The sequence below is a fragment of the Treponema sp. Marseille-Q4132 genome (assembly GCF_014334835.1).
In the GTDB taxonomy this organism is placed as follows: domain Bacteria; phylum Spirochaetota; class Spirochaetia; order Treponematales; family Treponemataceae; genus Treponema_D; species Treponema_D paredis.
In genome coordinates this window covers 1257592-1271324 of sequence record NZ_CP060591.1, presented here as the reverse complement: position 1 = coordinate 1271324, position 13733 = coordinate 1257592, and the positions used below count along the sequence as shown (strand labels likewise).

The following is a 13733-nucleotide window of genomic DNA, read 5'->3' as shown; positions in this document are numbered from 1 at the left end:
ATGTGCTATACTGGTTACAGCAATATTATTATGAAACGTATTGAACTTGAACCGGCGCGCATCGCGGATGTGCTGAAAGAAAATCTCGGACAGGAAGATGTGGTCTTTGTTTTTCCGACCGATGTCGCTCTCGTTTCGTGGGCGGAGCGGTGTGTAAGAAGTCCTCAAGCGTCCGGTGTTAAAGCCGTTGCGCTCGAGCGCTTTATCGCGTGGGATACATTTAAAGAAAAATATGCCGTCGCAAAAGAGAGCGGCCGTCATGCCGTGCCTGCAGCGCTCCGAAAAGTGTTCGTTCGAAATCTTATCGAAGAAAATGCCGCTGCCGTCAGAAGCGGTAAACCTCTGTTTAAGAGCATCGTACATCCGCAGTTTGCCGACGAAGCCGATTCCTTTACCGATTGGATTGCCGGAAATCTTCCGTTTTTGAAAACGTGGTATGAAAAATTTTCCCGCTATACGAGCGATAATCCCGAAGCGGCAGATGATGAAGACGAAGATTATCTTACGCTCTACCGACGCTATGTCGATTTTTTAGGCGATGAGATGTTCGAGCCTGCATGGCTCATGCCGGACTTTACGGAAGAGCGGAAAAAATTTATTATTTTTTATCCGGAACAGCTTGAAGATTTCGATGAATACGAAGCGGTTTTCGCCGCTTCCGAAAATATAACTTCGTATGTGCTTCCCGAAAAAGAAGTGCATAAAAGCAAAGTCTTCGTCTATCCCGACGCGAGGACGGAGCTTCGAAGAACGGCGCTCTGCATTCGGGACATTGTCGGAAAAAGCGGCGGAGAGCTTTCGTATGAAGATATCGCGCTGCACGTTCCCGACCTCGAAACCTACAGGCCGTATATCGAACGGGAACTTACGAACTACCGCATTCCCTTTGTCGTTCGAAGCGGGGTGCGTTTTACGGTCGGCAGCGCCGGCAGCATCTTTGAAGATATCGACGAATGCCGCAAAACCGATTATTCATACGACAGCGTGCGCCGTCTTGTGCTCGACGGGCGCGTGCCGTGGAAAAACAAAGCGCTCAACGAAAGCCTCGTGCGCGAAGGGAACCGGCTCCACTGCATCTGCAATTACGGCGGCGGGGACGTATGGATCGAATCGCTCGGCAAATCCGGACGAAGCGAGCGTGAGCTTGAATTATACAAGCGATTAAAAAAATCGATAGAAGCCGTTACGGGTGCGAAGTCCTTCGAAGGCTTGCGGACGGCGTGGCTTATGTTTAAAAACGAATTCCTTGCCGATGACGAGTTCAGCGTCGAAGCGAACAATGTTCTCGGCCGCTGCATTGCAGAGCTCGAGACGCTTGTCGCTATCGAAAAAGATTATATCGTGCCGCTTGATTTGAAGCTTCGCTCGCCGTTTTCTTTTTTTATCAACGAGCTGAGAAGCAAAATCTATCGCCCGCAAGATGCGCTTTCGGGACTTTCCGTCTTCGATTATAAAGTCGCCGCATGCGCCGCCTATCCTGTCAACATCGTCATAAACTGTACGCAGGACGCGCTCACCGTCGTCCGTAAGCCGCTCGGTTTTCTCAATACGCAAAAACGCCGCGCGCTCGGCATACGCGATTCCGATGCGGCGTCTACCGCCTTTATCAGACTGTACGGAAAATTTAATAATGCGGACGGGGTGCGGAGCATCTTTTCGTGCAGCGAACGGACTTTCTCAGGCTTTGCAATCCCGCATACGTATTTCAATATCGCTCCCGTCGAAAAAAATCATACGCCGTTCGACGAACTCGATGCAAACGATTTTATCCTCAATGAAAGAAAATGGTTTTTATCGGAATCGGATGCTCCCCGCGCTTTGAGCGACTTGCAAAAGGCGCAGTATGAACATTGGAAGGCGTCTTCGGATTTTTCCGTAAACGCTCCCCGCGCGCAGTCCGTAGACGCCGGCGTAAAAAAAATAATCGACTATGTTTTGAAAGAGCGCCGCACACCGCACGGCTCTTCAAGCGAAGGCGCTTTTGCGGTAAAGATCAGCCAAAGCGATATGCGCGATTTTTTTCCCTGTCCCCGGAAGTGGATTTTCAAATCGGTCGTCAAACTCCGCGAAGATTCCCTCGACGCGTCCTTATTCGAAAAATACGATCAGGGAAATATCAATCACAAAATCCTGGAGTTGCTTTTTAAAACCTTTGATACGCTGCCGGTCACGGATGAAGACGGAACTTTCGGGGAGCGTGAAAACGATATACGAAAATTGATAAAAGAAAAGACGCGGGAAGCGATTCACGACAAGTCATTCGATTTTTATCAAAGTCCGCTCGCGCTTCGCGTACTCGAAGAGCAATCGCATAAATTCGAAAAGATCATCATCGATTTTCTGCACGAGTTTTGTAAAAAAGAAAAAGGCTTCGGCGGCTGCCGCGTCGTTTCGACGGAAACGCAGTTCGACGCGTGGGAGAACGAAAAGCGTTACAAGTATTTCGGGAAAATCGACTGCATACTTTCGGATGAGGCGGGGCGGATCATCATCGTGGATTATAAAAACACTGCTCTTCCGTCGATCGCTTCGTGCCGCGCGGACGAAGCGACGGGTGCGCTCGACAATTTTCAATGCGCCATGTATATAACGTTGTGGAATCTTGCCGATTCGGCGAAAGCGGATAAAATGATTTTCTGTTCGATAAAAAATGCGGGTAAAAATGCCGCCGTTATCGACAGTGAAAATACAAAAAAAACGCCCAAATCCTATGAGCCGACACTTTCGGTATTTGAACGTTATGCCGCCTTCTTTTACGAAACGGTCGAAAACGGAAATCCCGAACCGCTTCGAGGCGTACGGCACGGAGATGACGCGCTCATCGCGCCCGACGTGTATTCGGACTGTATGGTTTGCGATTTTAAAACGATTTGCCGCACGGCCTATACGGTCGCATCTCACAAACTGTAACTCGGGAGCCTGCGATGAAAAACGATTATGCATACCTTGACCTTTTGGAATATCCGCTCGACGATCAGCAAAAAAAAGTGTGCTGCTCCGTAAAAAACGCCGTCGTCGCTGCGGGAGCGGGTTCGGGTAAAACGCAAGTACTCGCTACGCGCTTTGCATGGCTCGTTATGGAATTCGACGATATCAGAGCGCCGGCTGTTTTGACGCTGACGTTTACGAAAAAAGCCGCCGCCGAAATGTATGCGCGTATTTACAAAACGCTCGTATTTTTTTCAAAAAACGAACAGGTGCCCGAACGTCAAAGAAAAAACGCCGCGCGGGCGGTAAGCGAATTTGCCGATGCCCGTATTCAAACGCTCGATTCGTACTGCGGCGCCGTCGTGCGTCAGGCTGCGAACCGTTACGGCATCCGTCCGGATTTTACGACGGGGAGTACGGACAGCGAACGGAATATTAAAAATCTTGCGTTGCCCTTTGTATTGAAAAATCTTTCGCGGCCGGGTGTCCGCCGTTTTGCCGAAGCGGGCAAAGTGCAGGAGTTTTCTGATTCCCTTGTCGCAAAGATTATCGGCGAGTACACTTCTCTTGCAACCGAAAGCGGCCGGTTTATGCGTTCCCTCGAAACACAAAAATTAATAATTTCAGATGCGTGGAAAAAAATCGTAAGCGATAAGACTGACGGCTCCCTCTTCGATATAGTTTCAAACGCCCTTTCGCTGTGCAATGAGGCGAAAAGCGATGCGGCAAAGTGGCAAAAAAACGGTGCTGCCGTAAAACTTTTTTCCTTTCTCGACACACAGCCTCTTCCCGACTTCGCTTCGACGGTATTTTCACCCGACGATGTGGAGAAGAACGAAGCTTTGTACGAAAAACTTTTTTCCGTCGCGAATTGGGTTACGGTTTTATCCGCGTTTAAGCCCGGCAATGCCGCTTCTTCCCTGAAAGCGATAAAAGCCTGTACCGAAAGCCTTGCGCGCTACGCCGACGAACTTACATCCCTTGCCGTGTATGTCAAAGAGTTTCCGTACATCAAAGACATGTGCAGCCTCTTCGACGAACTGCTTGAGCTTGTAAACCGGCAAAAGCGGACGTCGGGCGCGTTGACGTTTAAAGACGTGAGCGATATGGCGCTGAAAATATTGATCGAACAAAAAGACATCCGCAATCAGGAAAAGGCCGCATTCAATAAAATCATGATCGACGAATTTCAGGACAACAACGGCCGAAATCGCGATCTCCTCTTTCTCCTTGCCGAACGCCTCGACGAATATACTGAAGTCGCTTTTGGCGATCCGTCTGCGAGCCGAAAGGCGCTCGTGCCGAATATTGCCGGCGATAAATTATTTTTTGTCGGCGATGAAAAACAGTCGATCTATAAATTCCGCGGAGCCGACGTGTCGGTGTTCAATGAATTGAAGCGCGACCTTGCCAGCGGCGAAGACGAAGCGGAACTCCGCATGGTGTACAATTACCGGTCGTTTCCGGAGCTGCTCACGAGCTTTAATCAGATATTCGGCGGCTTCCATAAATCAGGCGATGACTACGTCCGCAAAGGCGATACCCCCTCTCTCTTTTCTCAAACGCAGGGCGCCTCTTATGAAGCGATGTACACGGAAGATACCGTCGCCCGCTTTGTCGATAAAAGCACTCACGAACGCGGGACCCCGATCGCGCTCGACAAATCGAATATCCGATCGCACTTTGCACTTTTGCCGTACAACAAAGACGATTACGCTTCCGAAAAAAAATCGAACCTCGTACCCGACGTTCAGGAACAGCTCGCGTATTATATCGCGGAAAAAATATTTAAAATGCACGAAGCGGGGGAGCCCTACTCGTCGTTTGCCGTGCTCGACAGGTCGCGTACGAAGAGAAATTATTTAAAGTGCCGGCTCGAACAGTTCCGCATCCCGTACGTACTCGACCGGCAAAGCGATCTTTTTTCCGATGCGCCCGCAAACGATATATACGCCTTCCTCAGACTCTGCGTCTATCCGTCGGACATGAATGCCTTTGCCGCGTTTTTGTGTTCGCCTTTCGTCGGTCTTACCGAAAACGATGTGAAAATTATTTTGGCAAATGCATCGGATTATCGCAGTAAAGATTTCGTGTTCGCTCCCTTTTCCGACGATGAAAAAATTGCTGCCGTATTTGCCGAAGGGTCGGTCGAACGAAAGCGCTATATCCGTGCAGCTGATTTTTTTAAAACGCATAAAGAGCGCGTGCTCGCCGAGCCGCTTACGAAAACGCTCAATACGCTGTGGTATGACATGGGCTACCGCTATGAGACGATGTTAAACCGCGCCGTAAGCCTCTTTGCAGAGCAATACGATCTGCTGTTCGAAGCGGCGCGGCAGGCGGACTCCGACGGAAAAGATGCTTCGTATTTTGTCGATATGCTCGCATCTCAAAAAGAAGCGGATAAAGGTTTCGATTTCGGAGACGATGATACGGGAATAGGCGATATATCCTATCCGATCGAAAAAGGAGATGCCGTTCAAATAATGACCGTTCACAAAAGCAAGGGCTTGCAGTTCGATCACGTATTCGTACTCGGCGCTTTCGACGGAGTAAAAAACGACAGCGAAGAAAAATATTTTTTCAGCGAAGAAGCGGGCGTTTCGCTGAAGCCCGCCGAAGGCGAGAGGAATTATTTTTTTATCAAACAGCGAGAAGAAAACCTTGCAAAAGATATCGCCGAATTCCGCCGTTTGATCTACGTCGGTGCAACCCGCGCGATCAAAGATTATTATTTTGTCGGAACGTATTCGTATGACAAAGATCATAAACACCGCGTAAGCGATGCATCCGTTTTGGATCCTGTCATCGCATATTATTATCCCGGTTTTCTAGACTCGGACGCTGCGGTGCAATATACAAGCGGCGCGCCCTTCGACCTTGAATGCATCGAAAAAAAATCGAAACGGGAAATATACGTGTCTTCCCGTATACCCGAATCTATCGATGTTCTGCGGAAGCGTAAAATACGGGACGCCGACGCGCTCTTTTCGTCTTCCGAAATCGATTTTATTAAAATGCCGGAAGTGCTTTCGAAACGAATCACGCCGAGTTCGTTGGAAAAATTCTATGACACGGAGGCAGGCCTCACGAAAGATGTTGCACAAAGTGCCGACGCTGAAACTGCGGTGCGAACGGAGTCTGCCGGCGGAGGAAAGAAGGCAGGAGGCGAGCTCTATCCCGAAATCGACGAGCTGCTTGAAAAACTTGCAAAAGAAAACGTGCGCTTCGGTTTCGACGAATTCGGCACGCTCGTTCACGCCTGTCTTGAAAACTCAATGAAGGGGTGCGATTTCACCGGTATAAAAATCGCTTCGGAAAAATATATGCGGAAACTCTCCGAAACGCAGCAGGAAAAAATACTTTCCGTGTGTGAAAAAATCTGCATGCGCTTTGCCGCGTCCGAATACGGCGCGCGTGCCCTAAAGGCGCGGGATGAAGGCGCTTGGATAAAAACCGAATACGCCTTTAAGATGTGCATCGATTCTTATATCGTCACGGGTTCGATCGACTTGGTTTTCGATAACGGCGACGGCACGTATACGATTATCGATTATAAAACCGATCACGAAATAGATCCTGCGCGGTATTACCGTCAGCAAGCGTGCTATCGAAAGGCGGCCGCATATCTCGGCAATGTGCCGGAAGAAAATGTACGCTGCGTGCTCTACTACGTCAGGCATGACGAGTTTGCGGAAATCCCGTACGGAGATTTTTCACTCGAAGACAACGCAATCGGCTCGTGAATTGTGCGGGAGATCGAATCGATCGGCGGAGCTCTCTCAAATCATATTAATAATTTTCCCGAATCGGAAAACCGCAGTATTCGTGTCCGGGGTATACGAGCGTTTCGGGCGGAATCGTTTTTTTGATCGAAGAGAGCGTTGAAAGCATCGTGCGCTCATCTCCTCCGGGTAAATCGGTGCGGCCCGAGCTTCGGTAAAATATGGTGTCGCCCGAGATGAGCTCGTGCCGTTCGGCGCTGTAAAGGCAAATCGAACCGGGCGTATGTCCGGGCGTGTGCAATACTTTCCACTGCAAAAGAGAAGCGCGCACGTCCTCTTTTTCGCAGGGTATGACTTCTCCGAGCGTCTCTCCTCCCGAAAACGTCAGATCTGGAGGCGGCATATCGCGAAGAGCGTCGGCTACGGCTTCAAGCCCCATGAGACGAAGCGATTCGATTTGCGACGAAGGCGAGGAGCCGCCGAGAGAAGGTGCATCGGCTTTGTGAATTGCGATAGGGCAGGAGGGGTACGCGCGCTTTAAAACCCCAAGCCCTAAAATATGATCGAAGTGCCCGTGCGTTAAAACGATGGCGCGCGGCTCTTTTTTGTGTTCGGCGAGCCATCCGGTAATTTCGGTTTCGTCTCGGGTGAGGGCGGAGGCGGCGGGATCGACTATGCATACCGCATTTCCTGCAAGCGGCAGGATGTACGTGTTTACGCCGAGCGGTCCCGTCCGTAAAATCGTTAATGTTTCCATTACACGAGGTAGTCGCCGCTTCCTTCCGAGTTTTCGTTTTCGCTCTTGTACGAAGGAGAAGCGAAAGGCTCTTTGTCGTAAGCCGCTTTTTCAGCCGCTGCATAGGCTTTTTCGTCTTCCGCCGTTTGCACCGTATCGTGCGCATCGGAAGTATAGGCGCTTGTGTCCTCATCCGCATCGTCTTTTTGGCGGGAAAAGCTCACCGCGAGTTTTCGACCGCGGTAATCGTAGCCGTTGAGCGCGGCGATCGCTTTATCCGTATCGTCTTTGAACAGCTGCACGAACGAATAATTTGCGAGTACGCGGATATCGCCGATCCTGTCTCTATCGAGACCGGCGACGCTTACGAGGAGACCGACGAGGTCGCGCGGATACACGCGTCTGTTCCGCCCGATGCTGATGAATATCGTTGCGGCAAGCGATTCGTCGATCTGTACGCGCGGATGCGGACTGTGCGCTTCTTCGCGGGATTCGCCCGAAAACGATTCTCCGTTTCCTCTTCGCTCGTCATACGAAGGTCTGCCGTAGGATGCATCTTTGAAATTTCTTCCTCCGCGCGCACCGTGCGGAGAATTGCCGTTCCGTCTCGCATTCGGAACGCCGTGAAATCTCCCCTGCATCTCCTTTGTCAGATAAGCGGCGACGTACATGCGTTTTGAAAACGGAATCGTCTGTTTGAATATTTTCTTTAAGTCGTTGAGCAGATCCGGATTTTCTTCGGTCATCACTTTGTTCAGCGCGTTTTTCAAAAAAGACGCTACGCGCTCTTTGTCGATTTCAATCTCCCGTTGGAATGCCATATCATTACCTCTTCAAATCAAAATAAAAATTACTGAATCTTCGCTGCAAAACCCGAGCCTGTTTTTTGGAAACCGTTGCGCTCGAACAGAGCGACGAGGCTGTCGGGTATAATCGTGTTTGCAGTCACTACATAACGCTTGCCCCGCTTTTGAAGATCGGCGAGGCAAAGTGAAAAAAGTTCGCTTCCGATGCCCAATCCGCGATAGCTTTCGGGCACGAAAAAACTTGTTAAGACGGCCGCCGTTTCCGTTCGGGACGAAACGTCCGCCGCCGTAATGCATCCGGCAAAATCGCCGTTCGGCGTGCGGCATATAAAACCCGTCTGCCGCATGGACTCCCCGAATGCAAAAAGATGCCGCCATAATTCGCCTGCGGCGTTTTCGATTTCATCGCAATCCGTATCGTCCGGCAAGGCGGAACAAAAACCGCGCACGCATACCGAATGAAGAATGCAATCCGCGTCCCGTGCGGAATCGTATGCCTGAAATGTGAAGTCGTTTCGAAGCAAATCATCGTATTCTTCGACGATATGATCGAGCTTTTCCAAACCCCATATTTCGCGCAAATCGTTATACCATCCGCCGATGTATTCACGGAGCTTTTTATTTTTGAATCGATGCCACCGTTTTTCGACTTCAGGAAATCTTTTTAAGACAGTCTTGAAATTTCTGAACACCCCCCTTCCCGAATGCAAAACTTCGATCAGTTCGCTTTTTACAAGCGGCGCATATACGGAAGCGGCGAAAGCTTCCCGCAATTTAAAACCCGCCGCGGAATCCCATTCGGGTAACGCATAGTAGCGTACTTCATCCGCTTTGACCGAAGCCGCATCCGAAAGCTCTTGTTTTTCAGCGTCCACGACGAAACGCCGTTCCTGATTTTCGAGCGCAGATGCGATCGCATCCGCAAGCTCTTCGGTCAAAAGGAACGTCATATCGATTTATTTTGTGGCCGAATCGCCTTTGACAATTTCAGCCCGCGTTTTGACGACGCGGCTGATAAGGCCGTACTGCGTCGCTTCGTCCGCGTCGAGCCAGTGGTCGCGGTCGGTATCTTTTGCGACCTGTTCTTCGCTCGTACCCGTTTCTTCGGCGATGATACGGTTGAGTTTCGCATGCGTTTTTGCAAGTTCTTTCGCGTGTATTTCGATGTCCGTCGCGACGCCTTTCATGCCGCTCATCGGCTGGTGGATGAGATAGTGGCTGTTCGGAAGCCCCGCGCGCCTGTCTTTCGGAACGGCGAGCAGCACGAGGGCGGCCGCGCTTGCAACCAGTCCCATGCCGATGAGGACTACCGGCGCTTTGATAAAGCGGATCATATCGAAGATCGCAAAACCCGCATCGACATCTCCGCCGGGCGAATCGATATACATATAGATCGTTTTTTTATCGTCTGCCGCTTCGAGCACGAGCAGCTGCCGCACGACTTTGTCCGCCAAATCTTTATTGATTTCGCCCGACAGGATAATCTGCCGCGTCTTTAAGAATTTTTCCGTAAGCGGATCGGGCATCTCCGGCATCTTTTTCTTTTCATCGTCGTCTTCATCGCACCGAGGCGACATCGTCACATACTTATACACGATTGCTCCTAACAAAATACCGTCAAACGGTTGGAAAATAACTTATAATAATATACTGAAATAATGCGTTGTGAGCAAGGCGGGAGTTTTCGCCTGTGCCGTGCCGTCATATTCCTGTTCGCCGAAAATCTTTTCGAAAAGCCTTCGCTCTCGCCGTCCCTCGTTCTTATTCGTGCGGAGGGTTTAATACCTCGACGCTTGCGTCGGGGTTGTTGATTGCATATTGCCAAGCGGTATGCACGAAAATTTCATACAGGTAAAGCTTATGCATACGGCATTTCTAATCGTCTGCAGCCGGCCTTTTGAAAAAAAACGGTTTATAGTGTATAATGCGGAATCCTTTGCAGCTCGTATGCCGAAAAGGATTCGAACGATACGGAGACGGAGCGCATAATGTCGGAAGAAAAAACGGAAGCATCGCTTGCTTTTTTACGTACCCGCGCCGATCATGCGGCGGAAATACTCGAAGACTATACCGAAGTCATCGCAAAGATAATAAAAGAAAGGGGCGAGTGCCGAGTTATGGATCTTGCGCGGTATTTCGGTGTGAGCCACGTATCGGTCATTCAGGTTTTGCAGCGCTTAAAAGCCAACGGTTTTATAGAAAACGAAGCCCGCAAACCGATACTCCTTACCGACGAAGGCTGTGCGCTTGCGCGTAAATGTACCAAGCGGCACGGTATTGTCCGAAATTTTTTATTGAAAATCGGTGTGAGCGAAAAAACCGCGATGATCGACTCCGAAGGATTGGAACATCACATCAGTTCCGAAACGCTCGAGTGCATGAAAAACTTTATAGCGAAAGATTAAATTCCCGCATCATTTTTTTTCTATAATTTTTAAGGTTTACCTCTTGACAAAGTAAGGTAGTATGTACTACATTTATGGCGGGCGATATGTAGTACATACTACATTGTCGGAATACCCCGACTGCTACGAGTGTCGACAGGGGGGAAGTCCGGCAATATATGTAGTATAAACTACATATATTGCCGGGAGTTATGATAAAAAACGGCGTTTGAAATAGCGCTTGTTACAGGAGTTGTTATGAAAAAGAACATAGGGGTTACCGCCGCTTCGATTGCCGCGGCGGCAGTGTTGTGCGGCGTCTGTATTACTGGATGCGCAAAAAAAAGCGCGGCGTCAGCAGATGCACAGGATTCGGCGCGGCCGAAGCGCGTCGTAACGACCTTTACGATCTTGCAGGATATGGCGCAAAATATTGCGGGTGATAAGATTCTCGTCGAATCGATTACAAAGCCCGGTGCGGAAATTCACGAATACGAGCCGACGCCGCTCGACGTCGTAAAGGCGCAGTCTGCGGATTTGGTTTTGCGCAACGGTTTCGGCCTTGAGCGCTGGTTCGAAAAATTTATGGGAAGCGTTAAAAACGTGCCGAGCGCAACGCTGAGCGAGGGCATCGAGCCGCTGGGTATCGGCGAAGGTCCGTACAACGGCATGCCCAATCCGCACTCGTGGATGTCGCCGAAAAACGCCCTCGTCTATGTCGAAAATATCCGAAAAGCCTTTGTCGCTTTGGATCCGGACAACGCCGAAACCTTTAACGCAAACGCGGCATCCTACGGCGAAAGCATTAAAAAAATCGACGCCTTTTTGGCGGACAAGCTTTCCGAAATCCCCGAAGAGCAGCGCTGGCTTGTAACCTGCGAAGGCGCCTTTTCATACCTTATCCGGGACTGCAATATGAAGGAATTGTACTTGTGGCCGGTAAACGCCGACGAAGAAGGCACACCGCAGCAAATTCAAAAGGTTGTGGACACGATACGGAAAAATCACATTCCCGTCGCGTTTTCCGAAAGCACGATCAGCAATAAGCCGCAGCTGCAAGTGTGCAAAGAAACCGGCGCGCGTTACGGGGGCGTTTTGTATGTCGACTCTTTAACCTATGAAGACGGAGACGCGCCGACGTATTTGAAAATGCTCGAATACAATGCGGATACGATTGTAAGGGGATTTCAGGTCAGTTTATTAAAATAATGCGAGGCACAATATGAATACCGATAGGGACGTTTCCGTTGAACTTGCGGTACAAAACGTAAGCGTCGCGTACAATAACGGCCACGTTGCGCTCTACGATGCGTCGTTCCGCTTGCAAAAAGGAACGATTACGGCGCTCGTCGGCGTAAACGGCAGCGGCAAGTCCACGCTTTTTAAAACGATAATGGGTTTTATTAAACCGATGAGCGGTTCCGTAACGATTTGCGGCGAACCGGTGAGGCTGGCGCAAAAGCATCACTTGCTTGCCTACGTGCCGCAGTCGGAAGAAGTTGACTGGTCGTTTCCCGTGAGTGTGTGGGACGTCGTTATGATGGGACGCTACGGCTATATGAATTTTTTGCGCGTGCCGAATAAGGAAGACAGAGAAATTGCCGAGCGCAGCCTTGAGCGCGTCCAAATGCTTGACTTTAAAGACCGGCAAATCGGCGAGCTTTCCGGCGGGCAAAAAAAGCGGGTCTTTCTTGCGCGCGCTTTGGCGCAGCGGGGAAAAATCATCCTGCTTGACGAGCCCTTTACCGGAGTCGACGTTAAAACCGAAATGGCGATAATCGATCTTTTGCGCGAGCTTAAAAACGACGGCCACTTGATTTTCGTGTCGACACACGATTTGGGTTCGGTTCCCGAATTCTGCGATCACGTCGTGATTATCAACAAAACGGTGCTTGCCGCAGGCCCGACGGAAACGACTTTTACGGCCGACAATCTTATAAAAGCCTTCGGCGGCGCGCTGCGTACTATTAAACTCGATCACACCGACAATCCGGAAGACAGCGCGCACGAATTCAGAGTGTTTACCGACGATGAAGGCGCTCTGATTACAAAGCGGGAAGGCAAGCCCTATCGGCGCGGCGTCAGAAATACCGAAGTCGTTTCGCCGAAATAATCGGCGTAACGGAATTGCGGAGGAATATGAATGCTTTCGAATTTATTGATTCCGTTTCAATATGAATACATGGTAAAGGCGATTCTCGTCAGCGGCTTTATCGGCGGTGTGTGCGCGCTGCTTTCGTGTTTTGTCGTACTCAAAGGCTGGTCGCTGCTCGGCGATGCCTTATCGCATGCGGTGGTTCCGGGCGTTGCGGTCGCGTACATAATCGGCATACCGTTTTCGGTCGGCGCGTTTATAAGCGGTATGCTCGCCGCCGGAGCGATGGGGTTTATAAAAAAGCGCACGAGGATCCGCGAAGACGCCGTTATCGGAATCGTGTATACGACTTTTTTTGCGCTGGGCGTTTTGCTTATTTCGCTGTTTCCGAGCAACATAACGCTTTCGACGATCGTTATGGGAAACATCCTCGGCATTGCCGACCGCGACATCGTTCAAACGCTGATTATTGCCGGAAGCAGCTTGGCGATTATTTTGCTTAAGTGGAAGGACTTGCGCCTGTTTTCATTCGACCCGGCGCAGGCGCGGGCGATAGGTCTCAACACGAATGTCTTGTACCTCTTGCTGCTTACGCTGCTTGCCGTTACGGCGATCGCCGCGCTGCAGACGGTTGGCAGTATTTTGGTCGTCGCGATGCTTGTAACGCCGGGAGCAGCCGCCTATTTGCTTACGGATAATTTTTCTTCGATGATGCGCCTCGCGTCGATTATCGGCTTGCTTACGTCTTCCGCCGGCGCGTATATCAGTTATTTTTTGAACGGGTCGGCAGGCGGCTGCATCGTTACGCTGCAGTTTTTGTTTTTTTTGGCCGTCCTCTTTTTTGCGCCGCGTCACGGAATACTTGCGGCAAAGCTGAACGCGGCAAAGGCTATAAGGGCTTTTTTTGCAAAAAGAACGGCCGAAGGCTGAAAGTGTTTTTTGCGGCAGGGGTTGGAGGGGCGGCGGAGCCGTCGACCGCAGGAGCGCAGCGACGAGGACGATGCAGCGTCAGCGGAACCCCGGAAAGCCCGGCGGTTTTCGCAGGTGCGGAAACCGAGC

Annotated in this window: 10 protein-coding genes; 6 read left to right on the top strand and 4 right to left on the bottom strand. The window is 50.4% G+C overall.

The window, feature by feature from the left end; translation table 11 throughout:
- Positions 1-30 precede the first annotated feature (30 nt).
- Positions 31-2910: a PD-(D/E)XK nuclease family protein gene (locus tag H9I35_RS05845; RefSeq protein WP_187420627.1), complete on the top strand. Its 2880-nt coding sequence runs from the start codon at positions 31-33 to the stop codon at positions 2908-2910.
- Between the two features lie 14 nt (positions 2911-2924).
- Complete coding sequence (locus H9I35_RS05840; RefSeq protein WP_187420626.1) at positions 2925-6674, top strand: UvrD-helicase domain-containing protein; 3750 nt, start codon at positions 2925-2927, stop codon at positions 6672-6674.
- Positions 6675-6720: 46 nt separating this feature from the next.
- Here H9I35_RS05840 and H9I35_RS05835 read toward each other — a convergent pair whose 3' ends face one another.
- From H9I35_RS05835 to H9I35_RS05820, 4 genes are read right to left on the bottom strand one after another with little or no spacing between them, the layout of a single operon-like run.
- Positions 6721-7410 (bottom strand): MBL fold metallo-hydrolase, encoded by a 690-nt coding sequence (locus H9I35_RS05835; protein WP_187420625.1) that lies wholly within the window; start codon positions 7408-7410, stop codon positions 6721-6723.
- Entirely contained in the window at positions 7410-8210 is an 801-nt protein-coding gene (locus tag H9I35_RS05830; protein WP_187420624.1) for a DbpA RNA binding domain-containing protein, read from the bottom strand. Before H9I35_RS05830 ends, H9I35_RS05835 begins: the two co-directional genes overlap by 1 nt.
- Before the next feature lie 29 nt (positions 8211-8239).
- Positions 8240-9145 carry a GNAT family N-acetyltransferase gene (locus H9I35_RS05825; RefSeq protein ID WP_187420623.1) on the bottom strand — a complete coding sequence of 302 codons (906 nt, stop codon included), beginning with the start codon at positions 9143-9145 and terminating at the stop codon, positions 8240-8242.
- Positions 9146-9151: 6 nt separating this feature from the next.
- Complete coding sequence (locus H9I35_RS05820; protein ID WP_187420745.1) at positions 9152-9772, bottom strand: ATP-dependent Clp protease proteolytic subunit; 621 nt, start codon at positions 9770-9772, stop codon at positions 9152-9154.
- Between the two features lie 354 nt (positions 9773-10126).
- Here H9I35_RS05820 and mntR point away from each other — a divergent pair, with 354 nt between their 5' ends.
- The 4 genes from mntR (at position 10127) to H9I35_RS05800 (ending at position 13604) form a co-directional block, all read left to right on the top strand.
- Positions 10127-10600, top strand: coding sequence for a manganese-binding transcriptional regulator MntR (gene mntR, locus H9I35_RS05815; protein ID WP_256397993.1), 474 nt, complete (start codon positions 10127-10129; stop codon positions 10598-10600).
- A 237-nt stretch (positions 10601-10837) separates the two neighbouring features.
- Positions 10838-11788 carry a metal ABC transporter substrate-binding protein gene (locus tag H9I35_RS05810; RefSeq protein WP_187420621.1) on the top strand — a complete coding sequence of 317 codons (951 nt, stop codon included), beginning with the start codon at positions 10838-10840 and terminating at the stop codon, positions 11786-11788.
- A 13-nt stretch (positions 11789-11801) separates the two neighbouring features.
- Positions 11802-12692: a manganese/iron ABC transporter ATP-binding protein gene (locus tag H9I35_RS05805; RefSeq protein WP_187420620.1), complete on the top strand. Its 891-nt coding sequence runs from the start codon at positions 11802-11804 to the stop codon at positions 12690-12692.
- A gap of 30 nt (positions 12693-12722) precedes the next feature.
- Positions 12723-13604, top strand: coding sequence for a metal ABC transporter permease (locus H9I35_RS05800; protein ID WP_187420619.1), 882 nt, complete (start codon positions 12723-12725; stop codon positions 13602-13604).
- The last annotated feature ends 129 nt before the right edge of the window (positions 13605-13733 follow it).